Annotated in this window: 21 protein-coding genes, 4 tRNA genes and 1 pseudogene; 5 read left to right on the top strand and 21 right to left on the bottom strand. The window is 46.5% G+C overall.

Features of this window, described 5'->3' with window-relative positions:
* The first annotated feature begins 1 nt into the window (after position 1).
* The 5 genes from ilvD to ilvC all read left to right on the top strand — a co-directional run bounded on the left by ilvD (position 2) and on the right by ilvC (position 6,073).
* On the top strand, positions 2–1,804 hold the full coding sequence (ilvD, locus tag M1D30_RS04790) for a dihydroxy-acid dehydratase (RefSeq protein ID WP_248506815.1): 1,803 nt from the start codon (positions 2–4) through the stop codon (positions 1,802–1,804).
* 4 nt (positions 1,805–1,808) lie between these two features.
* A complete protein-coding gene (gene ilvB, locus M1D30_RS04785) occupies positions 1,809–3,515 on the top strand; it encodes a biosynthetic-type acetolactate synthase large subunit (RefSeq protein ID WP_248506812.1) in 1,707 nt (568 codons plus the stop codon).
* Between the two features lie 17 nt (positions 3,516–3,532).
* Positions 3,533–4,072 (top strand): acetolactate synthase small subunit, encoded by a 540-nt coding sequence (gene ilvN, locus M1D30_RS04780; protein WP_248506809.1) that lies wholly within the window; start codon positions 3,533–3,535, stop codon positions 4,070–4,072.
* Positions 4,073–4,084: 12 nt separating this feature from the next.
* On the top strand, positions 4,085–4,825 hold the full coding sequence (locus tag M1D30_RS04775; RefSeq protein WP_248506807.1) for an acyl-[acyl-carrier-protein] thioesterase: 741 nt from the start codon (positions 4,085–4,087) through the stop codon (positions 4,823–4,825).
* A 198-nt stretch (positions 4,826–5,023) separates the two neighbouring features.
* On the top strand, positions 5,024–6,073 hold the full coding sequence (gene ilvC / locus M1D30_RS04770; protein ID WP_248506805.1) for a ketol-acid reductoisomerase: 1,050 nt from the start codon (positions 5,024–5,026) through the stop codon (positions 6,071–6,073).
* A 17-nt stretch (positions 6,074–6,090) separates the two neighbouring features.
* Here ilvC and M1D30_RS04765 read toward each other — a convergent pair whose 3' ends face one another.
* The 21 genes and pseudogenes from M1D30_RS04765 to M1D30_RS04665 all read right to left on the bottom strand — a co-directional run.
* Entirely contained in the window at positions 6,091–6,489 is a 399-nt protein-coding gene (locus M1D30_RS04765; protein WP_248506803.1) for a hypothetical protein, read from the bottom strand.
* Between the two features lie 12 nt (positions 6,490–6,501).
* Entirely contained in the window at positions 6,502–7,287 is a 786-nt protein-coding gene (locus M1D30_RS04760) for a glycoside hydrolase family 25 protein (protein ID WP_248506801.1), read from the bottom strand.
* A 1-nt stretch (position 7,288) separates the two neighbouring features.
* Positions 7,289–8,599: a gliding motility-associated protein GldE gene (gene gldE / locus M1D30_RS04755; protein WP_248506799.1), complete on the bottom strand. Its 1,311-nt coding sequence runs from the start codon at positions 8,597–8,599 to the stop codon at positions 7,289–7,291.
* A gap of 3 nt (positions 8,600–8,602) precedes the next feature.
* The gene (locus tag M1D30_RS04750) at positions 8,603–8,944 is read right to left on the bottom strand and encodes a single-stranded DNA-binding protein (protein ID WP_248506792.1); all 342 of its coding nucleotides are present in this window, start codon (positions 8,942–8,944) and stop codon (positions 8,603–8,605) included.
* A gap of 24 nt (positions 8,945–8,968) precedes the next feature.
* On the bottom strand, positions 8,969–9,526 hold the full coding sequence (locus M1D30_RS04745; protein WP_248506790.1) for a hypothetical protein: 558 nt from the start codon (positions 9,524–9,526) through the stop codon (positions 8,969–8,971).
* A 41-nt stretch (positions 9,527–9,567) separates the two neighbouring features.
* Positions 9,568–9,640: transfer RNA gene (locus M1D30_RS04740), tRNA-Gly, on the bottom strand.
* A gap of 34 nt (positions 9,641–9,674) precedes the next feature.
* Positions 9,675–9,758, bottom strand: a tRNA-Leu gene (locus M1D30_RS04735).
* A 28-nt stretch (positions 9,759–9,786) separates the two neighbouring features.
* Positions 9,787–9,868 (bottom strand) — tRNA-Leu (locus M1D30_RS04730).
* 48 nt (positions 9,869–9,916) lie between these two features.
* Positions 9,917–9,989, bottom strand: a tRNA-Gly gene (locus tag M1D30_RS04725).
* A gap of 103 nt (positions 9,990–10,092) precedes the next feature.
* On the bottom strand, positions 10,093–11,247 hold the full coding sequence (nspC, locus tag M1D30_RS04720; protein WP_248506788.1) for a carboxynorspermidine decarboxylase: 1,155 nt from the start codon (positions 11,245–11,247) through the stop codon (positions 10,093–10,095).
* A gap of 312 nt (positions 11,248–11,559) precedes the next feature.
* Positions 11,560–11,979 (bottom strand): putative toxin-antitoxin system toxin component, PIN family, encoded by a 420-nt coding sequence (locus M1D30_RS04715; RefSeq protein ID WP_248506786.1) that lies wholly within the window; start codon positions 11,977–11,979, stop codon positions 11,560–11,562.
* The gene (locus M1D30_RS04710; protein ID WP_248506784.1) at positions 11,976–12,275 is read right to left on the bottom strand and encodes a type II toxin-antitoxin system RelB/DinJ family antitoxin; all 300 of its coding nucleotides are present in this window, start codon (positions 12,273–12,275) and stop codon (positions 11,976–11,978) included. Before M1D30_RS04710 ends, M1D30_RS04715 begins: the two co-directional genes overlap by 4 nt.
* 442 nt (positions 12,276–12,717) lie before the next feature.
* Positions 12,718–14,028, bottom strand: a complete 1,311-nt coding sequence (locus M1D30_RS04705; protein ID WP_248506776.1) for an McrC family protein — start codon at positions 14,026–14,028, stop codon at positions 12,718–12,720.
* Positions 14,012–15,250 (bottom strand): McrB family protein, encoded by a 1,239-nt coding sequence (locus tag M1D30_RS04700; RefSeq protein WP_248506774.1) that lies wholly within the window; start codon positions 15,248–15,250, stop codon positions 14,012–14,014. The genes M1D30_RS04705 and M1D30_RS04700 overlap by 17 nt, the downstream gene beginning before the upstream one ends.
* A 648-nt stretch (positions 15,251–15,898) precedes the next feature.
* Positions 15,899–17,128 (bottom strand): AbiH family protein, encoded by a 1,230-nt coding sequence (locus M1D30_RS04695; protein ID WP_248506772.1) that lies wholly within the window; start codon positions 17,126–17,128, stop codon positions 15,899–15,901.
* Between the two features lie 3 nt (positions 17,129–17,131).
* The gene (locus M1D30_RS04690; protein WP_248506770.1) at positions 17,132–18,604 is read right to left on the bottom strand and encodes a restriction endonuclease subunit S; all 1,473 of its coding nucleotides are present in this window, start codon (positions 18,602–18,604) and stop codon (positions 17,132–17,134) included.
* On the bottom strand, positions 18,601–19,482 hold the full coding sequence (gene fic, locus M1D30_RS04685) for a protein adenylyltransferase Fic (protein ID WP_248506768.1): 882 nt from the start codon (positions 19,480–19,482) through the stop codon (positions 18,601–18,603). The genes M1D30_RS04690 and fic overlap by 4 nt, the downstream gene beginning before the upstream one ends.
* A complete protein-coding gene (locus tag M1D30_RS04680) occupies positions 19,479–20,993 on the bottom strand; it encodes a class I SAM-dependent DNA methyltransferase (protein WP_248506766.1) in 1,515 nt (504 codons plus the stop codon). Before M1D30_RS04680 ends, fic begins: the two co-directional genes overlap by 4 nt.
* A gap of 2 nt (positions 20,994–20,995) precedes the next feature.
* A complete protein-coding gene (gene hsdR, locus M1D30_RS04675) occupies positions 20,996–23,338 on the bottom strand; it encodes an EcoAI/FtnUII family type I restriction enzme subunit R (protein WP_248506764.1) in 2,343 nt (780 codons plus the stop codon).
* Positions 23,339–23,554: 216 nt separating this feature from the next.
* Positions 23,555–24,706 carry a Fic family protein gene (locus tag M1D30_RS04670; RefSeq protein WP_248506763.1) on the bottom strand — a complete coding sequence of 384 codons (1,152 nt, stop codon included), beginning with the start codon at positions 24,704–24,706 and terminating at the stop codon, positions 23,555–23,557.
* A gap of 353 nt (positions 24,707–25,059) precedes the next feature.
* A pseudogene (locus M1D30_RS04665) lies at positions 25,060–25,203 on the bottom strand (cell filamentation protein Fic); the annotation flags it as partial.
* Between the last annotated feature and the right edge of the window lie 162 nt (positions 25,204–25,365).

Raw genomic sequence — 25,365 nt, 5'->3', positions numbered from 1 at the left:
TATGAAAAATCAGTTGCGTAGTGCAGTATGCACAGAAGGTAGAAGAATGGCTGGCGCTCGAGCATTATGGGTGGCCACAGGTATGAAACGTGAGCAGTTTGGCAAACCAATCATAGCCGTCGTCAACTCGTTTACGCAGTTTGTACCAGGTCATACACATCTTCACGAAATCGGTCAGATTGTTCGCGAGGAAATCGAGAAGATGGGCTGCTATGCGGCTGAATTCAACACAATAGCCATTGACGACGGCATCGCTATGGGACACGACGGCATGCTCTACAGTCTGCCCAGTCGTGACATCATCGCCGACTCAGTGGAATATATGGTCAATGCCCACAAGGCCGATGCCATGATTTGCATTTCCAACTGCGACAAAGTGACACCAGGCATGCTGATGGCTTCCATGCGTCTGAACATTCCTACGGTATTCTGCTCAGGCGGTCCTATGGAGGCCGGCAAATGGCGAGGCGAGAATGCCGACCTGATCACGGCGATGATTAAAGGTGCCGACCCTTCAGTTTCCGACGAAGAGATGGCCCAGATTGAAAATTGTGCCTGCCCAGGCTGTGGTTCATGCTCTGGCATGTTCACGGCCAACTCGATGAACTCTCTGACAGAGGCCATCGGACTCTCTCTCCCAGGCAATGGCACCATCCTGGCTACGCATACCAACCGCATTGAACTCTTCAAGGCTGCTGCCCGACAGGTAGTGAAGAACGCCCTGGCCTATTACGAGGATGGCGACGAAAGCGTTCTGCCTCGCAATATCGCCACACGCAAGGCCTTTATGAATGCCATGGCACTCGACATCGCCATGGGTGGCAGTACCAACACCGTACTCCATCTGTTAGCAGTAGCCCAGGAAGCTGGTGCCAACTTCACCATGAAGGACATCGACGAGCTGAGTCGCCGTGTGCCATGTCTCTGCAAACTGGCTCCCAACACGCAGAAATACTCCGTTCAGGAGTGTGGACGTGCAGGTGGTATCCTGGGCATATTGAACGAGTTGAACAAAGGAGGCCTGATTGACGGAACTGCTCCACGTGTGGATGGCATGACCCTCGATGAGGCCATGAAGAAATACAGTATTGTTGATGGCGCCGTGGATCCTGAGGCGAATCGCATCTATCAGACAGCACCAGGCAACCGTTTCTCAACCAAGATGGGCTCACAGAGCGAACAGTGGGGCACCCTCGACACCGACCGTGCCAATGGTTGCATTCGCGACCTCGAACACGCCTACACCAAAGACGGAGGACTTGCCGTACTCTTTGGCAACATCGCTCAGGACGGTTGCGTGGTAAAGACGGCAGGTGTTGACGAGAGCCTATGGCATTTCGAGGGTCCTGCTGTGGTGTTTGATTCCCAGGAGGATGCTTGCGAGGGCATTCTTGGTGGCCAAGTGAAGAGTGGCGATTGCGTCGTCATCACCCACGAAGGTCCTAAGGGCGGCCCTGGCATGCAAGAGATGCTTTACCCCACCTCCTATATCAAGAGTATGCACCTGGGTAAGGAGTGTGCATTGATCACCGACGGACGCTTCTCTGGTGGCACATCAGGTCTGAGCATCGGCCATATCTCACCAGAGGCAGCCAACGGAGGAAATATAGGTAAGGTGAAGGATGGCGACATCATCGTCATCGACATCCCCAGTCGCTCTATCAACGTAAAACTCAACGACGAGGAACTGGCAGCACGCCCACAACAGCCCCTGAAGCGCCATCGCGTGGTCAGCAAGGCTCTGCGTGCCTATGCACAAAGTGTGAGCAGTGCCGATAAAGGTGGAATCAGAATAATCGAATAAGAAGATGAAAGACAGAATAACAGGAGCAAAAGCTCTGATGCGCGCATTACAGGCCGAAGGCGTGAAAACCATCTTCGGCTATCCAGGAGGCAGTATTATGCCCACCTATGATGCGCTCTACGACTACACACGAGGAGAGAAGAAATGCTTTGACCATATTCTGGTGCGCCACGAACAAGGCGCCACACATGCAGCCGAGGGCTATGCTCGCGTCTCTGGCCAGGTGGGTGTTGCCTTGGTGACCAGTGGTCCTGGTGTCACCAATACGTTGACGGGCATTGCCGATGCCATGCTCGACTCTACCCCTATCGTCGTTATCGCAGGTCAGGTACCCATCACAGCCCTGGGCACGGATGCCTTCCAGGAGGTGGACCTCGTGGGCTTGGCTCAACCCATCTCAAAGTGGTCATACCAGATTCGTCACGCTGAGGATGTAGCATGGGCCGTCAGTCGTGCCTTCTATATCGCCCGTACTGGTCGTCCTGGTCCTGTTGTTCTCGACTTCCCCAAGAACGCACAAGTAGAGGAGATTGACTGGGAGCCAAAGAAGGTCGACTTCGTACGCTCGTATGTGCCCTACCCCAAACTTGACAATGAGGCTGTTCGTCAGGCAGCCGAGCTGATTAACAATGCCAAGCGTCCCTTAGCCCTTGTAGGACAAGGCGTGGAACTGGGCAATGCGCAGGAAGAACTGAAAGCATTCCTCGAGAAGGCCGACATCCCTGCCGGACGCACCATGCTGGGTCTATCAGCCCTTCCCTCAAACCATCCTCTGAACGTGGGTATGCTGGGCATGCATGGCAACTATGCCGTCAACCTGAAGGAACAGGAGTGCGACGTACTCATCGCCATCGGCATGCGCTTCAGCGACCGTGTCACAGGCAATCTGAAGACCTATGCCAAACAGGCGAAGATTATCCATCTGGATATCGACCGAAGTGAGATTGACAAGAACGTGAAGACCCATGTGGCTGTTGTAGCCGACTGTAAGGAGTCGCTGCCAGCCCTCACCTCACTCATCAATAAGAATCATCACGAGGAATGGCGCGCATCGTTCAAACCACTCGACGAGAAAGAACGCACCAAGGTCATCGAGCCAGCCATCCACCCCAAAGAGGGTCCGCTACTCATGGGCGAGGTGGTCAACGCCGTGGCAGAACAGGCTGCCGATGATGCCGTCTTGGTAACAGACGTTGGTCAGAACCAGCTCTTTGCTACGCGCTATTTCAAATATCACCACAAGCGCAGCATCTGCACCAGTGGCGGACTGGGTACCATGGGCTACGGCATGCCGGCAGCTATCGGTGCCACCTTTGGCGCCCCACAACGCACCATCTGCTGCTTCATGGGCGATGGTGGTTTCCAGATGAACATCCAGGAGTTGGGCACCATCATGGAACAGAAGGCCCCAGTAAAGATGATTCTGATGAACAACAACTATCTGGGCAACGTACGCCAATGGCAGGACATGTTCTGGCTTCGCCGCAAGTCGTTCACCAAGATGATGAACCCCTGCTATGAAGCCATTGCCCAGGGCTATGGCATCCCCTATCAGGCAGTCGTCGAGCGTAAAGACCTGAGCGCTGCCATCGAGAAGATGCTCAGCACCGATGGACCATTCATTCTGGAATGCGCCATTATGGAGGAGGACAACGTACTGCCCATGACGCCTCCAGGCATGGATGTGGACAAGATGCAATTGGAAGTATGAAGTAAGAAGTTAGAAGTATGAAGGAGAATACGAAATTATATACCCTCCTCGTTTACTCAGAAAACGTGGCAGGTATCTTGAACCAGATTACAGCTGTGTTCACCCGTCGTCAGGTCAACATTGAGAGTCTCAACGTGTCGGCATCAAGTATCCCTGGTGTACACAAATACACCATTACAGCCTGGAGCAACGAAGACCAGATTAACAAGATCACACGCCAGATAGAGAAGAAGATAGACGTTATCAAGGCCAACTACTTCACAGACGACCAGCTGTTTATCCGTGAAGCCGGTCTTTATAAACTGTCGACAGATAAAGTGCTGGCCAACCCAGAGATATCGCGCACAGTACGCCGCTATGATGCCACGATAACCGAGGTGAACCCCACCTACACCATCGTGATGAAGAGTGGCCAGACAGACGACATCATCGAACTCTTCCGTGCGCTCGACGCCTTCGATTGTGTGCTGCAGTACACCCGTTCTGGTCGTATTGCCGTGACACGTGGTACTCAGGAGCAAGTAAGCGCCTTCCTTGAGGAGCGCGAAAAAAAATAAGAAACACATATTATGGAAAAAGTAGGAAAATATCAATTCCTGGCCGAGCCCTTTCACTGTGATTTCAGTGGCCGACTCTTTATGGGACATCTGGGCAACCACCTGTTGAACGCAGCCGACTTTCACAGCACCGATCGTGGCTTTGGCATGAAATATCTCATGACCATCAAGCGTTCGTGGGTACTCTCACGCCTCGCTATCGAGGTGAACGAGATGCCAGAACAGTATACCAAGTTCAATGTTGAGACATGGGTTGAAAACGCCATGCGCTTCTTCACCCAGCGTAACTTCGCCGTAACTGACGACAATGGCAAGGTGTATGGCTACGGACGCAGCGTCTGGGCCATGATCGACACCGACTCACGCCAACCCTGCGACATCCTGTCCATCAAAGACGGCGCCATCAACGAATGGATTGAGGCCGAGAAGCCCTGCCCCATCGATAAGGGCGGTCGCGTGAAGATGTCAGACAATGCAGAGTTTGTCCACGCCATCGACACCTATTATAATGATGTGGACATCAACGGCCACATCAACTCCGTGAAATATATAGAGCACGTGCTTGACCTCTGGTCAATCGACTGGTATAAAGCCCATCGCATCCAGCGCTTCGAGATAGCCTATGTGGCAGAATCACATGCTGGCGACAAGCTATCTTTCTATCGCGAGGAGACCGGCGAGAACGAATTTTGTGTACGTATCGTTCGTACCGATGGTACCGAATGCTGCAGAAGTAAGGTGAAATTCCTATAAAGTTGAAAGAATATTTGGTTATTTGCTTTCAATTTGTTACCTTTGCACAAAATTATTAGAATCAATCCCCCGTCACTCCCTCGTGTAGGAAGCGAATGGACTCATCAGAAGGCGGTGGTCATCACCAAACGTCCGGTTCTCGAGTAGGGCTGGCATAGTTCATAGGGACAAGTCGAACATTTAAAAACAAATGCTATTATGGCACAAATGAATTTTGGTGGCGTTATTGAGACAGTTGTCACCAGCAAAGAGTTCTCACTCGAGAAAGCACGTGAAGTATTGAAAGATGAAGTAATCGCCGTTATTGGCTATGGTGTGCAAGGTCCAGGACAGGCCTGCAACCTGCGCGACAATGGCTTTAATGTCATCGTTGGTCAGCGTCAGGGCAAGACCTACGACAAGGCCGTAGCCGATGGCTGGGTACCTGGCAAGACCCTTTTCTCAATCGAAGAGGCAGCCGAGAAAGGCACCATCCTCTGCATGCTTCTCTCTGATGCTGGTCAGATGCAGCAGTGGCCCACCATCAAGCAATATCTGAAGCCTGGCAAGACCCTGTACTACAGTCACGGCTTCGCCATCAACTGGAGCGACCGCACAGGCGTTGTTCCTCCCAAGGATGTCGATGTAATCATGGTTGCTCCTAAGGGTTCTGGCACATCGCTTCGCACCATGTTCTGCGAGGGTCGTGGTCTGAACTGCTCATATGCTGTCTATCAGGATGCTTCAGGCAAGGCCAAGGAGAAGACACTGGCCTTTGGTATCGGTATTGGTGCAGGCTACCTGTTCGAGACAACCTTCCAGCGCGAGGCCACCTCAGACCTCACTGGCGAGCGTGGCTCACTGATGGGAGCCATTCAGGGACTGCTGTTGGCACAATATGAGGTGCTGCGCGAGAACGGCCACACCCCCTCAGAGGCCTTCAACGAGACCGTTGAGGAGCTCACCCAGAGCCTTGGCCCCCTCTTTGGCGACAAGGGTATGGACTGGATGTATGCCAACTGCTCTACCACCGCTCAGCGTGGTGCATTGGACTGGGCTCCCCGTTTCCACGACGCCATCAAGCCCGTCATGGAGTGGCTCTACTACTCAGTTAAGACTGGCAACGAGGCACAGATCACCATCGATGCCAACTCAAAGCCCGACTATCGTGCCGGACTCGAGAAGGAACTCGAGGCCATGCGCAACCAGGAGATGTGGCGTGCAGGCGAGACCGTCCGCAAGTTGCGCCCTGAGAATCAGGAAGACTAAGAACAACTGAAATATTATTATTGTATAGTGTCGGACACCTCAACGTGTTCGACACTATCTTTTTCCTCCGACACCTCCGATACCACGGCACGCTGCTCCATTCTGCTGGCAATGGTCAACAGAATCTCACGCGCCTCATTCACATGCTTTCCGTCAGCATGCTGTTCCAGATAGTCACGATAAGCCCTTGCCGTATTCTCTGTCAGCGTCATCAACCAATCTAAGGAATCCGTGTCTACCGTCACCGATGCCAACTCCGCCTTCTCCCCTATCTCGTTCTGCTCCCTCAGCAGCACATCCTGCTGCTCAGCACGATAAGCCATCAGCTCATCGTTAGCATTCTTGGCAAAATAAAGGCCCACAAAGATGCCCAGCAGGGCAATAACAACAGATACAATAAGCGATGATTTATTCATTGTGGGATGATATTAATGAATAAAACGCAAATCGTTCAAAGTATGGCCCCCCATCAAGCAACTCTTATCCACCATGCCACTCACACCCTGGATACGCCCCTTGCAGGTATACTGCCAGATAGTATAGTCACGGTCGTCGGCCAGCACAGGCGGCTCATCGGCATACATAGCCACCATCAACTGATAGTCGTCCAACTCGCCCACCAGATACTTATTATAGAAGTTGCGGCCAGTATACACCAGCGGTTTCTGATGATAAACCTCCTCCAGCATATCCAGAAACTTATGCAGCGAGTCGCAGAACTCCTCCGTAGGCAGACTGCCCGTCGTCTCCACGTCGAGCATAGGAATCAAGTCCTGCTCACCAGGCAGACACTGCGTGGTGAAGTTCTCCAGCTGCAACTGCAGGTCGGCCTTGGGACGAAAGAAGTGATACGAGCCCACCATCAAGCCATGACGATGTGCCAGGTCAATATTGCGCTCATACTGCGAGTCAATACGATCGCCACCCTCCGTCGCCTTCAGATAAACATAAGCCATCTTCGTTTTCTCGCCTACCGTCTCCCAGAACACCTCACCCTGATAGTGACTCATGTCGATGCCATGCACATGCGTGCACGTATCCTCGCACACCAAGTAAGGATTCTCATGAATCGTTGGAGGCACCACGCGCTTCTTTTTTTTCACCACACGCGTGGTGCGAGCACGTTTTCTGGTTCTCTTACGCGTTTTTGCGCCAGTGTCCACCACGGCCACAAAACAAAACAGTATAGTGAGAAATATCGTCAGTTTCTTCATGTTAGCTCTGCTTCAAAATCACCTTAATCTTAGAAATACGATGGCCGTCCAGTTCCACGATCTCGAACTTAAACTGCCCATATTCTATGCGTTCGTGCTCACTTGGAAAGTCGCCCTTCAACTCCAGCAGCAGTCCTGCCAGCGTATCGGCATCGCCCTCCACCTCTTTAAACACCTCATCGTCCAGTTTCAGAATCTTATAGAAATCAGACAACAGCGTTTTGCCTTCGAAGATATAAGTATTCGCATTCACACGAACAAAGTTCTTCTCCTCCTCGTCATATTCGTCATTGATTTCGCCCACAATCTCCTCCAGGATATCCTCAAGCGTAATCAGACCACTGGTGCCACCAAACTCATCCACCACAATGGCAATGTGCACCTTGTTCTCCTGGAAGTCGCGCAGCAAATCGTCAATCTTCTTCGTCTCAGGCACGAAATACGGCGGACGTATAAGCGACTGCCAGCGGAACGAGGCCGGTTTGCCCAGATGCGGCAGCAAGTCCTTGATATACAAGATGCCACGAATATTGTCGGCAGAATCCTGATACACAGGAATACGCGAGTAGTTATTCTCCACGATACACTGGATCACCTCAGGGAACGTCGAACGGAAGTCCAGGTCCACAATGTCCTGACGGCTGGTCATCACCTCCTTGGCCGTCTCGTCGCCAAAGCGCACGATGCCCTCCAGCATATTCTGTTCCTCCTTCAGTTCCTCCTTATCGGTCAGTTCCAGAGCCTGCTCCAGGTCGTCCACGCTCAACACGTGGTTCTCTTTGCGCACCACCTTTTCGGCCAGGGCCCCAGAGCGAATCAAGATGCTCGACAAGGGATAGAACAACTTGCGCAGCAGCATGATGGTGGGTGCAAACCATCGGCACGCCTTCAACGCATGCTGTCCGCAATAAATCTTTGGCATAATCTCGCCAAACAGCAGCAGCAAGAACGTGAGCAGCACCGTGATCACCACAAACTCCAGCCATTTCACCTCGCCAAAATCCAATACAGAGGCGAAGAAATAGTTGCACAGCATGATGATGGTCACATTAATCAGATTGTTGGTAATCAGAATCGTGGCCAACGTACGCTCAGAATCCTCGCGCAAGAACTTGATTTTACGGTCAACCTTGTTTTTCTCGTCATCCAACTCGTTCAGATGACTGGGAGAAAGAGAGAAAAAAGCAATCTCAGAACCCGAAGCAAACCCAGAAGCCAGCAGTAGCAAGCACGCCAACACTGCCGAAAGCATTTCACCAAAACCAATTGGGTTCACCTGAACCCCAGATAACACTTCTTGGAGATAGTCCATTTTTTATGTTGTCTGCTGACGTGGCGTCAGCAATTCTATATTGTCAGCCCAAATTTCCGTATAGTACTGGCGTTTTCCCTGCTTGTCGTCGTACGACGCATAATGAATACGCCCTTCAATATAAAGTTTGTCACCCTTATGCACGAAACGCTCCACAATCTCGGCCAACTTATGCCAGCAGATTACACTGTGCCACTCCGTACGGTCGGGCACCTGCGTTCCGTTCTGCAATGTGTATCCGCGTTCGGTTGTTGCCAACGACAAACGAGCCACAGGCTGTCCCTGGTCCACATAGCGCACCTCGGGATCCTTACCCACATTGCCAATCAACATCACCTTATTCATTTTCCAGATACCGTCATTACACGATTATTTCATCACCTTCTTAGCTTTACCCAAGAAGACAAACTTAAAGTTCTTACCTTTGGCCGAGGGGAACTGACTGCGCTCGTCCACACGCTGGCGCAAGTGCTCCACAATGCGATTATAGCAATCCAGGCCAGAGAAGGCACGCACCTGAGCCACGAAATGCGTATCGCGATACTGGAACTTGCCCGTGCCAGGTACCATCAGCACACGCTTAAAGTCGATAGAACCCTCATACCAGCCATCACGCTCCTCGTTCAGTCGCATGATAACGGGCGAAGCCGCATGATTCTTAGCCTCGGCCCCCTCACTGGGACGAACAGCACGCTTCTCCTTAAAGTCGAGCATGGTGGGCGCTTCAGTCTTTATGATAATGAAATATACACGTGGACGAATTTTATAGCGTTTAGGATAGAGCACATCACTTGCCACATAGTCACGAATATCAGCCTCCAAAACAGGGTTCATGCCTATTTCGTTAATGTTACTCAAAAAATCCAGAGCTTCTTCTACATTCGAAACAAGTGTCTCGTTGTCAAAGTATCTTAAGTATAAATTCATTTTTATGAGAAAAAGGTTGTGTTTCCTAAAATAAAAAAAAGAGCGGAAAACGGGACTCGGACCCGCGACCCCAACCTTGGCAAGGTTGTGCTCTACCAACTGAGCTATTTCCGCAATTCTTATCAAAAAATAATCAAAAAAAAAGAGGTGAAGAGGAGGAGACTCGAACTCCCACGTCGCAATTGACACTACCCCCTCAAAGTAGCGCGTCTACCAATTCCGCCACCTCTCCAACACATTTTACATATTGAAAAAAAGAGTGCCCAGAACAGGACTCGAACCTGCACGCCTCGCGGCACACGCACCTGAAACGTGCGCGTCTACCAATTCCGCCACCTGGGCATTTTATGATTAAGGCCTTCCTTAATCTCTCTTTTTGTTCAATCTGTGAGCGGAAAACGGGACTCGGACCCGCGACCCCAACCTTGGCAAGGTTGTGCTCTACCAACTGAGCTATTTCCGCAGAAAACTTCTGTTCAAAGTGCATCTCTCTCGATTGCGGATGCAAAGGTACTACTTTTTTCTGAACCACCAAAATTTTTCCTTGATTTTTTCAAAAAAAAGTGCTAATCCATGCGATTTCTATAGTCTTCGTAGCCAAAAGTCTTCAAAATTTCTACATTTCCGTCCTCATGGAGCATTCCAAGGGCCGGATGAGAGATGCCATTAAACATACAAGTTTTCACCGTTGTGTAATGAATCATATCCTCAAAAATCACCTCTTCGCCCACCTTCAGTTCATGATCAAACTTCCACGACGCCATAAAATCGCCACTCAGGCAACTGTTACCTCCCAGTCGATAGAGGAAAGGCGTTTGTGGGTCCACACATACATCGCCGTCCATATCCACATGTTCAGCGCCACGCACATCAGGATAATAAGGCATCTCCAGGCAGTCGGGCATATGACAAGTAAAACTCACATCCAGGATAGCCGTACGAATACCCTTATCCTCGACCACGTCCACCACATGACTCACCAGCGGCCCCGTCTGCCATGCGAAGGCACTGCCAGGCTCCAGGATAATCTTCAGCCAGGGATAGCGCTCGTGCAGTCCCTTTAATATATTAATAAGGAGGGGCACGTCGTAATCCTTACGCGTCATCAGGTGTCCCCCCCCCAGGTTCAGCCATTTCAGCTGAGGGAACCACTTCGAGAACTTCTCCTCAATATGCACCAGCGTACGTTCCAGCACATCCGCCCCACTCTCGCAATGACAGTGGCAGTGGAAGCCCTCCACGTCGGCAGGCAGCGTTTCAGGCAACTTGTCGGCCGTCACGCCAAAGCGCGTGCCAGGCGCACAGGGGTTATAGAGCATGGTGCCCACCTCCGAATATTCAGGATTCACGCGCAAGCCTATGCTCACCTTTCCAGCCACCCTGTCGTGATATCGCTCATATTGCGACAGCGAGTTAAACGTCAGGTGACTGCTACAGTTCACGATCTCGTCAATCTCATTGTCCGTATAGGCAGGCGAGAACGTGTGAGCCTTGGCGCCAAACTCCTCCTTGGCCAGTCGTGCCTCACTCAGACTGCTGGCCGTCGTACTGTTGATATACTCGCGAAAAATCGGAAACGTCTTCCACAGAGCAAACGCCTTAAAGGCCAGGATAATCTCCACATCGGCCTTTTTAGCCACGTCGGCAATCAGCGCCAGGTTCTTGCGCAGTTTCTTCTCCTCAATAATATAAATAGGTGTCGTCATAGAATTCTGTTTCATGCTGCAAAGTTAACCATTATTTTTATGATGACCAAGGAATGCATCATTAAAGAAAAAATTTGGAGATAATTTTTGCAGTAAACGCAGTATTGTATTTAGGTCGATAGTGAGAAATTTTTAAAAAAAACTTTCCAAAAAATTTGGTACATTAAAAAAAACATCATAAATTTGCATCCGGAAGAACCATTTGCGTGCTTTACGCCGCATTTGCGTTTAGTTTTCATAATAAAGGATATAGTTGATATTTTCGCTGGTTCGTCGTGATGACGAGCCAGTTTTTCTTTTATGGCATAGCGTCAGCCCTCAGCCATCTTACTCTATATTACCCTTCGAATCCATTATCACCTTCAAGAAGTCGGCAGGACTAATAACCTTAGGCGTTTGAGGATAATGTTTGAAGTTGCCAGTAACCAAAAAAGAATCATCAACACTCAACGATACTTCATAAAACACGCGATCGTCCTCGTCAGGCATAGATTCATGAAAGGCTGCTCGCGAAGTTTCAATTCCATGTTCCTTGATAAAGGAGATCAGCGCATCTGCAACACCAGGCACAAGTTTGAACTTCCCACGATGAAGCACCTCCTGATATTCCTCAATGATGCTACTTTCATACAAGGGTGTAAACACACCATCAAACAACAACCTCACAACCTTGGCCGTTGCCGACAGCGAATTGCGAGTGATAAGGGCAGACACCAACACGTTGGTATCAATAACAGCGTATATCATGCTTTCTTACCCTTCCTTTTGCGAATATCTTCCCTTGCTGCACGAATCTCCGCATTGATTTCATCCAGCGAGAGTTCAGGCTCTTGACTCAACTCCGCAGCACTCCTTTGCTGCATAAACAAGTCCAACGCACTTGGCGCACCCTTGATAGTAAAGGGAATGCTGCGACTTCTTATCACAGCTTTCACAAAGATATTAAACGCAGTATTAGCACTCATACCAAACTGTTCGCAGAGTGCATCGAACTGCATTTTCATTTCAGAGTCCATTCTGACTGTAACTGCTGATTGTGCCATAACTTTTCTCTTTAAATATACATTATGACAGCACTATGCCATCATTTCGATGGCAAATATACAGAGAATTTCTGATAAATGCAAATTTTTCTGCAAAAAAACACTTATCTTTCTTCCAACCCTCAGCCATCAGACTTCAGACTTCAGACTTCACCCCTCAGCCCTCATTTTTTCAAAATCTTTTCTTATAATTTGGAATTCTTTAAAAAAATTCGTACCTTTGCACTCAGATATGTTTGATGCCTATGGGGTTTCATAATCCCATAAGGCATAAAAAAATTTTTGTGTTGGGAGACTGGTTCGTCGTGATGACGAGCCAGTCTCGTCTTTTTTATGGCATAGCGTCAGACATCAGCCCACAGCCTTCTCCCCTCGTTTTCCAAATGATATGCCGGTATGCCGATATGGGTAGACAGTAGCTGGCACCTGCCATCCCTGAACACTATTTAAATATAGCTCTAAACTCCCATTCGTATTGAGCCATGAGGCTGCAGTATTCTTTGTAACTATTTACAGGACTATCAACAGTAATACCATAAATATTCATAGAACCACCATAGCCATTAAGAATCTTGGGGACTGGTTTATAGTCACGCAAGCTATAAGGCCAAGGAACAATAAAACCACCATGATTTGCAGCCAGGATATACATATAAGTGATAACCTGATGAAGGTCATCCCCATCAAGCTCTTGCAGTTTCAAATTAGCATAACGCTTATATTTGGCATCAAGTACCATATCCCTTTTATAGAAATCAGGATAACGCCAACCACTACCATCCATAAATAGGGATACCTTCCCCTTAAAAATCTTGTTTTGAGGATGCTCAAAACCACAATCCTTCAGAATCGTATTCAGATATTCCTCCCACAGCCATGCGCCATCAAAAAGAACACCATATATCTCATCATCATCACGTCCGTACTTAATCTCTTCATAACGCAATATCTGAACGCAGAGTCGCTGCAGATGACGATATTCGCTAAAATAAGGATGACTCAAAGGACGAAGATTCTGATTGATAACCTTTCTACGATTATTCTGACTATAGCTTGGAGTAGCCTCCCTAATCAGGCTCACTGCATCCTTTGTCATATCATCATTCTTCAGAATACCACTGCTGTATTGATGATTAGCAATATACTCAATTGTATGGCGAATCAGTTGGGTCACATGATTATCGTAGGCATATTCCCTCGTAGAATAAGCCACCTTGCCAGCAAAAGGAATATTCATTCGAATATGTCTGGGCACATCTATCCTTCCTCTGATATTAGCATTATTATATTCACGAGTCTGATACTCCTTATACAATCCCTGCTGCATAGCACGCTTCAAGAACGCAGGAAAGAGATAAATCAGAAAATCGAAGATACTCTCTTCGTCTGCATGATACTTCAAATCAAAGAGATTGATAGCAAATACCTTCTGCAGCATATAGTGCAGGAAGTAGTCATCATCGCCCTGAGCAAAACGCGAATGGATTCTCACCTTCGTATCGCGATAACCAATAAAGCCCATGACATTCTTAGTGCATAGCTTGCCCTCCTTCACCTCAAACACATACTGCTTACCAATCTTATCCCCATACTCTTCCAGATTCTGAGGAAAGATTAGCAAATTGGGGTGATCTTCAAGGCTTAGCTGTCCAATGGGCTTCTCAGCAATCTTTTGCAGATTAGCAAGATGCAGCTCATCGTCAATAGGCAGGCCGTCCCAATTATTATCCGCTATTTTAAATAGATGCTTCATCTATTGGCGTTTCGTTGTCGTATGCCTTTTTCAGTTCGTCCAATTGCTCTTTAGCATTCATATTTCCACGCAGATACTCATAGAGCAAGCCTTTCAGATGATAATCCCACAGCTTCTGGAAATCTCCATTATATTGCTCAATCTTCTTGAAATAGGCTGCACCAATCTGATAAGCCTCGCCCAGTCCACGAACTTTCAGAATAGCATTATTCAGACTCTCCATTCGTTTCTTGGCCTCATCCTCGTAAGGACTACCCTCAAGCATCTTCATACTGTCCTTAGCCGTCACCTCCTTCCAAGTAAAACGGCGACGCATAGCAAAGTCCATACTTTCCACGCTACGATCAATATCATTCATCGTACCAATGATGTAGACATTCTCAGGCACATAGAAACCTTCCTTAAACACATCGCCCTCCTCTATCAGGTTCTGGTATTGCGTCTTCACGCGACCAGCCACGCCTCTGTATCCTGGGTCAATCGAGAAGAACAACTCACCAAATATCTTGGAAATCTCACCGCGATTAATCTCGTCGATGATAAATACGAACTTCTTCTCAGGAATCAGGTCTACAGTCACATTTTTTAAGTGAACAGACTTTCTCTTTTTCAGAATATTGTAGAACACATATATATACGAATCCTGCTGAGTTCTGTATTTGCGATGGAAGTATGTCTGAATATCTTTTCCACCTTTGATAGGAACATCGTTTTCAAGCAATGTTGTCAAATCAGATTTTGGTAGAGCAACCTCACTGGTTTTCTCATTTGCTGGAACTTTAACGATGATTGATTTCTCTTTATTATCTATTATATAAAAGGAGTTCTTGGTTCCTGACGTTTCGAACTTCGTGTTTTCTTCGAGCGACTCTTCGATAAAGTCCTCTAACAAGTCGCGAACAGACGATTCCTGCTGCAAAGCCTGAATAGTTTTTTTAGAATCCTGCAAATTCTTAAGAGCGCGAGCACAGAATTCTTTAAACACTCCATCTTTGCGTTCAAATCCTACCTCGCCAGCATTCTCCTGAATAGGACGCAATCCCTCAACAAAGTCGGTATAGTCATACGATGGATGGAACTGCACTAACTCACACTCTGCCTTCATTTCTTTGGCAATAGCTTTAGCCAGATACGTTTTTCCTGTACCAGGCGCACCTGTAAGAATCAAATTCTTATTTGCTTTCAACAATCGGATGTATTTATCAACATTCGTTGCTTGCATCGTTTTATCTCCTTCATCGCTTGACTCTGTCCTTTCTGGTGTAGAATCGCTTTCCTTCCAGATATCATTAAGCAGTCTACCATATTCATGTATATCTCTGCCCTTTCTATTTTTGATTAGGAACTTTTGTATATCAGCAATAGAGGCATCTTGGGTATTACCCATACCCATCCTTTCACCAATCACTCGTAGTCTGTCCAAGCTGTAATAAGGAATAATTGATTCATTGGAATACATGAAAGCAATTTTCCATTTAATCATTGGAGCTAATTCAATAGATTCAATAGCATCCAAATCTCCAGCAAACCCACTTTCTGCGGCTTTAACAACTGCCTTTTTTACGTTTTCAAACGCTTTTCTTGCTGTTTTGCCAAAAGACGAGTTCCATGCATATTTTCCATCAGACATACGAGCCCTATCATCATTAGGCCTTGTGTTATATTGATAAATTCCAAATTTAAATGATGAATTACCGCTGATTGAACCTAGTATTCTTGTTTTAATTTCAAGCCAATAGCAGAATGAATCTGAGCGATTCAAATTCGTATATTGCTCAAGAGTCATATCCTTTAGCTTCTCTAAAGGAAATCTCTCAAGAAATTCTTGATTTAATTTATGATGTTCTTTGTAATCCATATAGTTTTGATTTTAGTTATTATTTCGGTTGGTAAGTGGTTCACAATATTCCTTGTTCACCACCCTATCTCGCATCAACTTCATATCTGTAAAGTTACGACTGGTATTCTGAACGAGCTCAAGATAGTTGTCTGTTCCATCCTTTTTCACATAATAATATGGTTTGATGGAGATACAATTACGATGCTCGAAAAGAGTATTCAATAATGTTCTGTCTGAATTACCACACGAATGTCCCATGATGTAAATCTGAAAAGGTGCCGACTCTGCAAAAGACAATAACCTCCTATAATTATCTGATTCTAGATATTTTATTGATTTTACATTGGTAAGACAATCATTGTCATTCAATTTCTGTAGTTTCTTATAATCATCATCCAGTTCATCTCCATAGCCAAAGATGATACTTTGAGGATTATCTATTTTTCCATGTATATAATTGATGAAGCCCAAATTACTATCATGATAAAACTGAGCCGTTTGTGTATAGTTGAAGTTTAACAGCATCACAGCTTCTGGTAGCAGGTAAGAACGTGGAACATCAGTAAAGGGTATTTTCCCTTCATGATATTTATTGCGGAAATACCGAATACTTTCAATATAATCCTCTACTTTCCACCCGTATTGATGCATTTTGTTTATTATAAACGATTCATCCTGCTTCATCCACGAATCGACCCATTCTTTTAGAATGTTCTTGCCTGAAACAGAAATATCATCTAGCTTTATTGGAGCATATATCTTTTCTTTGATACTCTCATTTTTAGCTACCTTTTGTTTCTCGATATATCCTAAATACTTTATCAACAATTCTTTAATATACTGCAATTGTCTATTTAAAATCTCCGCTTTTTTCGCAGAGTCGTCAGACAATGCATATTCTTTCAAAAGGTCGTAATAATCATTCTCGATATCTACCCATTTTTTTGTCTCTATGCTCTTATGGATTCGCTCAAAAAGAGGGGAATACTCTATTTCAAAAGCTTCTTTATTCTTTGTCACATCAAAGAAGTCGTTGTCCTCTGCAAGGCTTATTTTATATTGGTTATAATAGAATAGGTCACGCCATGTGTCATAACCCAATATCGTGAACTTGCACAGGCCATCATCAGATGTCTTACCTCTGAAATCACGAAGTTTTAGCATCCTTTGTTTCCAATACCAGTATATAAAATCCTTATAGCTGGTTTTGAGACCATGCGCCAAGTCAAAGCCATTACCGATGAGTACAAGCCTGTTCATGTTTTACTTCTTTAGTTTATCGATTTCACCAAGCACTTGCTCGAGCTTCTCCACAATGCGGTGTTGCTCTGCAAGAGGAGGTATAGGGACAAATGAGTCTGCAACTTTATCAGAATTTAAGTTTTGTACAACAGCGCCAGCAACTTTATCGCTGAATTGTTTGTGGGCAAATGCTGAAGATAAAACATAGAATAAAAAGGATTGATCAAACACTTCTGCATATGGAGAAATCATGAGCCATCCGTCGTGTATACATCCCTCAATATTTGTTATATATGGTCTTCCGAAACTCATAGAATTAGTCAGGAGAAAATCTCCAGGATGAACCATCCTCGTTTTCTTTAATCCCTCTGGCTTTATTTTCTCCTTACATGAGTTGATATACTTACCTCCTTTATCGGTATCTCCAATTTTTATCCAATTCAATCCATTGGGAGCATCTGTCAAAAATTCTTTTATAGGACGAGGAGATCCACCGCGAGCTATTTCTGTAACATCGCCTAACCTTATCCACTCCCAACTCTCAGGAATCTCGAAAGGTATCTCGTCCTCGGAGATAGGTTTTACTTCGAGGTCTTTCTTTTTGAGTTTGCCAGCCTTTACAAGTTCTTCTTTCTCCTTGCGGATTTTTGCAAGGAGGACTGAGGCGGGTTCGTCGTTGGGGTCTTGGGGGACGAGACGGCCTTCAATGGCTTCTTGAAGAATGCTTTTCTTTAAGCGTTCTGGTAGTTCTGCATTCAGTTTGTTAAGTGCATCTTGAGCCTTGCCGTATTCCTCAACCTTTGGCAGAAGTTCTTCTATCTTTGCTACAATGCGATGTTGCTCTGCAAGAGGAGGAAGAGCAAAGGGGAATGCTACGATTTTCTCTCTAGATATATTCGGTTGAGCTCCACCTTCGCCCATTTCTGTAAATGTTTTCTTGCTTGCCATCAAATAGTACAACAAATACTTGTTATACACATGATAAGGAGTACAAGCACAACATGCTTGATTAGTGGTTAGTTTTATACCAGCAATCGCTACTTTACCAATGGTAGCACCATACATAGCAATTAGAACATCACCTACTTCGCACATCCTAAGCGAGCATTTTTCCAATGCTTTGGGAGTGACTTTAATCTCAGAATCATATACGAAGCCATTATTTAGTTCTCCAGTTCTTAACCAAGGTATAGTTCCATTGTTATAAAAATCGGGATTACCTTTAGCTGGTGTCGCTCCAGCTCCCCAATCACCAATCCATCCAAGTTTACACCATTCCCATGAATCAGGTATTTCAAATGGGGCTTCATCTTCAGAGAAAGGTATTTCTTTTAAGGCAGACTTCTTAAGTTTACCTTCCTTTACCAGTTCTTCCTTCTCCTTACGAATACGTTCTAGGAGGGCTGATGCGGGCTCGTCGTTGGGGTCCTGAGGTACCAAGCGGCCCTCAATGGCCTCTTGCAGTATAGCGTTCTTCAGTTGTTGTGCGTTCATGCTTCGTCCTCCTGCTCGTAGTAGTAAGAATAATCGATACCCTTCATGAAGATTTCGCGATCGTCAATCTTGTCTGTCAGAGCTTGTTTCAATAACTCACGAATTCGTGTGCTGTCCATGTGACTCGCAATCATAGCATCGAGATAGTCTTTCTTATCTATCTTACTCCAGTCCACACACATCTTCAGCTGTTTCTTGAAAATCAAGTCAAGCCAGATGCGTGTAGAGCGACCATTACCTTCCATAAAAGGATGGGCCACATTCATCTCCACATACTTATCTACTATCTCATCGAAAGTAGTCTCTGGCATCTGCTCGATAGTTTTCAAATTATCACGCAGGTATTCTGCAAGACAAAACAGGGTATTACCCTTTGAAATAGTCTTCGTGCGTATCTTTCCCGCAAAGTCGTAAAGGCCTCCAAAAAGATAGGCGTGAATTTGCTGCAAAGATTTTACCTTACCCACATCTTTGTCTGCAACGAGATTGCTTTCCCAAAGAGTATAAGCTTTTTTGCGGCTTTGACCGTCAATAGTGTTGTCGCTATATGTAAACCAATCAAGGAAGTCCATAGCGCGCTGATTATTAGTATATTTCGCTAGCAATTTGATGCCTTCTGCATCTAGCACATCTGTATCATATTGCTTGCCATCAGCTGCACGTAGTTTCAGTTGGTTAGTGGCACTAACCAACTCATTTTCTTCCTTGCGAAGTTTGGTCTTAAGATACTTCCAATAGTTGCGGTTCTTTTTGTAGTCCGATTGGTCGTTGATGGCTCCCACAACATCCTGTACTGAAAACCACCATTTGGAATTTTCTTCGTCCCAAATGGCTCTGACCTCATGGTCTTTATAGAAACGGAATGATATTTTGCTCATAACGACTCCTTATTGATTTCAATTCCCAACATCTGCTGAATTTCGTTCAGCGTCTGGTCAATTTTGGCATCGAGGGAAGTGCGTTTCTCGTGATACTGCTTCAGCAGCTCTTCGGGACGGAGCACCTCTTCCTCTTCTTTGGGGAACTTACATTGGTCGAAGTTCAGGCCAAGGTCCAGCAACTCTTGTGCTGAGAAACAGCGAGATTTCTCGTCGCCTGATTCTTCGTCGATGATTTCAACGCGATTCTGCCACCAGTCTTTGATGGGTTGGCAATGGGCTGCCTGCATGGGTTTGGTCTTTGAGAAATGCTTATAGCCCTCTGGCATATCCAGACGATAGAACCATGTTTCCTTGGTGCTAAAGCCCTCAGCAGCGCCTTCAGCTTTCTCGTTGTTGAAGAACAGGATATTTGTTGCAATGCTGGTATAGGGTGCAAAAATACTACCGGGCAGACGGATAATGGTGTGCAGATTAAACTCACGTAGCAGCTTTTCCTTGATGGCCAGTTTGGCATTGTCTGCACCAAACAGGAAGCCATCAGGCAGAATGACAGCAGCCCTACCCTTCTTCTTCAGTCGATACTGGATGACCACCATAAACAGGTCGGCTGTCTCACTGGAACTCAGATCGGCTGGGAAGTGACGCTTCACGTCGTTCTTCTCGTTGCCACCATAAGGAGGATTCATCAGAATCACGTCGAACTTGTCATCATCAGTATAGTTCAGCACATCCTTTGTGAGCGAGTTGCCATAGTTCACCTGAGGCGAGTCGATATCGTGCAACAGCATATTGGTGACGCAGAGCATATAAGGGAACTGTTTCTTCTCGATGCCATAGATGGAATGGGCATAAGCCTCTCGATCCTCTGCCGTCTTAACCTGCTTGTCAAGGGCTTTCAGCCATGAGGTGAGGAAGCCACCAGTGCCACAAGCGAAGTCGGCCATTTGCTCGCCTACCTGAGGCGCAATGATCTCTGCCATGAAATCTGTCAGGGCACGAGGGGTATAGAACTCACCTGCAGAACCTGCAGACTGCATTTCTTTCAGGATAGTCTCGTAAATCTCGCCAAAGGCGTGACTCTCCTCATAGCTGCTCAGGTCGAGGTCGTCGATAACGTTAATCACCTGTCGAAGCAGCACACCATCCTTCATGTATTGGTTGGCATTGAGGAAAGTGGCCTTAACAATGGCACTACGCATGGGCGTAGAGGGTGTTACCTCCAGTCCCTTCAGTGTAGGAAACAGGGTGTTGTCTACAAAGTCCAACAGCGCATCGGCTGTCAGGGCTTCACCATCGCCATTGTCCTTTGCCCAGTTGCGCCAACGGCAATCTTCTGGAATAAATGACTTGTAGTTATCTTCGTTAAACTCCCAATCGTTTTCTTTCTCATCATATACTTTCAGAAACAACATCCAGGCAATCTGTTCTATTCGCTGGGCATCGCCATTGATACCTGCGTCGTTGCGCATGATGTTTCTGATGTTCTTAACAAAGTTAGTTAATGCCATTCTTATGCTATATCGTTATAAATCATTGTTTCTAATTCCTTGACTGCCGAGAAATACTGCTGGTTACCACCAAACATCTTGGCAATACTGGCTGGTGAACCCATCTGACGGAAGGGGTCTAGGCTCAGCACCTTTCTGTTTTCCAACTGACTGATGCCGTCTGTGGCATACTTGTCAAGCAGGGCTTCGAGCACCTTCTTGGCTTCTGGGCCATACTTGCTGAACACGTCGCGCTTCTTCACGTTCTCAGCACGCTCTCTGCGAGAAAGCGGTTTCTTGCCATAAGCAATGTGGCAGATAAAATCAAAGTCGTCAACATCGGCCATGCCCTGACTCTCTTTCAAGGCTTGCAGGTCGATACCACTCTCGCGCATCAGGTCTGTGATTTCAGCCTTGCGCTCTGCCTCATTCCAATGGTTGATAAAGTCGTTGAGGTTGGCATAAGTGTCGTTGATATTCTTCTTGGTGTAGTCAGTGATGCTCTCTGTACGAAGCAGTTTACCATTCGAATCATACACAGAAACAACCTTGTTGATAACCCTTACCTCGCAACCATCTCTGTCGACAATGGGTCGTTCTTCCTGCACCTTGGTGCCACTGTCATCTGTTTTATCCGTGGGCAGCACATAGGGCTTTGCCCTGTCAGGCAGATAGCCTTTATCCACCTCTAACGGGCCATCCCAGTCTGGATCGGCAAACAGGCGTGTGATATTACGGAAGTCCATGATGGTGAAGTGTGTCTTACCATCCTTCTCACGTATACGAGTGCCTCGTCCCACAATCTGCTTGAACTCCGTCATGGAGTTGATGCGCTGGTCGAGTGCTATCAGCTTCACCATCTTGCAGTCTACGCCTGTTGAGAGTAGTTTGCTGGTGGTAGCGATGACAGGGGTCTTGGAGGCCACAGAGATGAAGTAGTCGAGTTTTGACTGACCATAGGCATCGCTGCCCGTGATGCGCACCACATAATCTGGATAAATCTTGCACATATCAGCATTCTCGTTGACCAAGGCAATGCGCATACGTTCTGCATGATCCTCGTCAGCACAAAACACAATGGTCTTCGCCATTGGATCAGTGGCTTTCAGATAACACGATATTTCGTGAGCCACCTCTCGTGTTCTGTCTTCTATGACGATATTGTAGTCGTAATCCTGATTATTGTATATTCTGTCTTCAATGGGATGGCCGTTGATATCCAATTGTCCCTTGGTGGGTCGCCATTCGTCACCAATGTTGGTGGTGATGTTTATCACCTTGTAGGGAGCTAGGAAGCCATCGTCGATACCCTCTTTCAGACTATAGGAATAGAGTGGTTCGCCAAAATAGGTAATATTCGACTGGTAGCGTGTTTCCTTGGGTGTGGCTGTCATACCTATCTGGATGGCCCCACTGAAGTATTCAAGTATCTCGCGCCAGTTGCTGTCATCCTTTGCACTTCCACGATGACACTCGTCGACAATCACTAAATCGAAGAACTCAGGCTTGAACAGCTCTTTATAATTCTGTTTGCCATCTTCGCCTATCAGCTGCTGGTATAACGAGAAGTAAACTACATGAGCAGTTGGCTTACTCTTTTTATCCTGTGCATAGTTCACCTTATGCGTCACGTTGGTGAGTGGCTTAAAATCCTGCTCGATAGACTGATCAACCAAGATGTTACGGTCGGCCAGATAAAGCACTTTCTTCACCAGTCCTGCATTAATCAGGCGATAGACTATCTGGAAGGCTGTATAGGTCTTACCTGTACCCGTTGCCATCACCAACAGCATACGCTTGGTTCCTTGGGCCACAGCGCCCACAGTGCGATTAACAGCATTACGCTGATAATAGCGTGGTGGATAGATATCCAATCCTGTGCAAAAAGGCTGATTGATAACCTTCAGTTCTGCATCAGACAGGCCATTGCCGTCATGACTCTCGGAAAGGAATCGGGCATAAAGCTCTTCTTTCGTAGGAAATTCATCCATTGAGAACGAACGCTCCCTGCCAGTCAGGAAATCGTACTCATGGAACCCAAAGCCGTTAGAGCTGAAAGCGAAAGGGATGTCCATCATCGAGGCGTATTCCTTGGCCTGCTGCATGCCATAACTAACGGAGTGGTTGGCATCCTTGGCCTCAACTATGGCTATAGGCGTAGCACGATTAAAATAAAGCATGTAATCAGCATACTTTGCCTTGCCTCGTGCCACAAGGTTTCCCCTAAGGTTAATCTTACCATCTGTAAGCTTCACCTTGGTTTCCATCGTGATGTCATCTACCGACCATCCCTTCCCCAAAATAGAGGGTGTGATGTATCGCAATTTGATGTCTTCCTCTGACAAGGAATAAACAGAATCGTCCATAATCTGCGGGTTGTTAGTTATGTGCCTACAAAGGTACTAAAAAATTCGCAAACTGTTTACATTTTATCTGGAAAAATTGGGGAAATGAAAAATGAAAAAACGAAATGATATGGGTGTAGGGGTGTATGCCATGCAGTGGTGGTGGGGGAAAAGAAATGCACCCACACAAGGAAAAGGATATTCCTGGTGTGGGTGCAATGGGGTGCGCTAGGATTGTCACTTATTCAATTCATTAAGAAGTGCAAGTCCCTTCACCGTCAACAGGTATTTCTGCCGTGGATGGCGAGGTGACTGGGGGTACAGCAGACGGACATAACCCTCTGCGATAGCTGGGTTGAGATACAGATTCAATACGTTCTTCCTGTCTTTCAACCCTATGCCTTCCATTATTTCCTTTACTGACAATTCCTGTTCTCTAACAACTTGGACCAATCTAACGATATTCGGATTATCAGTATGCAACTTATCCTGTACTTGTGGGGTACTTGTGGGGTACTTGTGGGGTGAAGCCAGATTCGGCTGCTCGCTCCACTCCTCAGTGGGATGGATATGCAGGTAGCGGTTACGCAAATCCCATTGCTCACCAAGTAGCAGATTACGGAAGAAACGCTCCAGATAAACGGGGGAATAGTCTATTCCTTTCGCCACATTGCGATAGTTGGCACGTACTAGTGCATTGCGGAAATACCACGAATGACGAGCAAACTGATCATTGCTTACTTCAAAACCTAATGAACGTAGGTACTGTATAGTAAAAACTGCCGTTGTGCGTGTATTGCCCTCACCAAACGCATGGATTTGCCATAAACCTGAGACGAATCGTGTCAGATGGGCTATCATCTCGTCATGGCTTTTGCCTTTGTAGCTGTATGCACGTTCCTGCTCAAGGTCGTAGTCAAGAGCACGATGCAGGTCTTCCCAGTTCAGATAGAGCACTGTGTCACCTTCCAACACCCATTCCTTCTTAGTGATGTCGTAGGTACGAAGCTCACCAGCATGTTTCATCACGCCCTCGAAAACGCGACGATGAATAGACTGGTAGCCACCTGTGCTGAAGTCGAAGGTAGGACTGGAAAGCACCTTCACAATGTTCGACGACACACGGTCGCCCTCCTCCTTATCTTCATCGTTAGCATCATGAGCAGTCTTGGTGATGTAGTATTGATTGACAAGTTCACGAGCTTCATCGATGGTAATATCACCCTCGATGTGCTTACGGGCAGTATCCTGAAGATAGTTCGAAACTTTCAAACCATCTACTGCCTGCAGTCCAATAGCAGTCTGCCAATAACCAGCCTTCTCCTGCTGCCCAGGCTCACCTTGGCGGATATACTCGTCAAAGTCTATATACAGTTCCTTTTCTTTCATTCTGCCTACAAAGTTACTATAAATTTTGCAAACTGTTTACATTTTATCTAGAAAAATTGGGGAAATGAAAAATGAAAAAACGAAATGATATGGGTGTAGGGGTGTATGGGTGTATGCCTAGCGGTGGTGGTGGGGAAAAGAAAATGCACCCACACAAGAAAAAGGATGTTCCTGGTGTGGGTGCAATGGAGTATGGATTTTCGAGGTACTTTCGTTAGAAACTAAAAATAAATCCTAATTTATTTGATAGTTTGCGCACTTAATCGTATCTTTGCAGCGTGAAAGGAAACAATTTCCTCCCGCTGAAATGATAGAGTAGCACCGTAATCGGGTTAGCAAATCAGTTCAGCGGTTTAATCGTTTTGTTCATAATAATATGAATAATCGATGCCCTTCATAAAAGTTTCGCGGTCATTGATCTTGTCGGTCATTGCCAGCGAAAGTAACTCTTTAATCTTGGTACTATCGTTCTGACTCTCTATCATTGCGTCAAGGTAAGCACGCTGCTTGCCATCTGGGGCTTCGAATTTGAAGTGGTTAGTGATACTAACCAGTTCAACACCATCTCGTTATAAAAACGTATTGACTTTTTGCTCATCGTCCCATAATTTTAGCCATTAACTCTTTTGCCGCTACGAACATCGTCATTAAACAGTGGG

The sequence above is a fragment of the Prevotella sp. E15-22 genome (genome assembly GCF_023204875.1).
In the GTDB taxonomy this organism is placed as follows: Bacteria; Bacteroidota; Bacteroidia; order Bacteroidales; family Bacteroidaceae; genus Prevotella.
The sequence above is the reverse complement of the archived record's forward strand: the minus strand, read 5'-3'. Positions and strand labels throughout refer to the sequence as shown.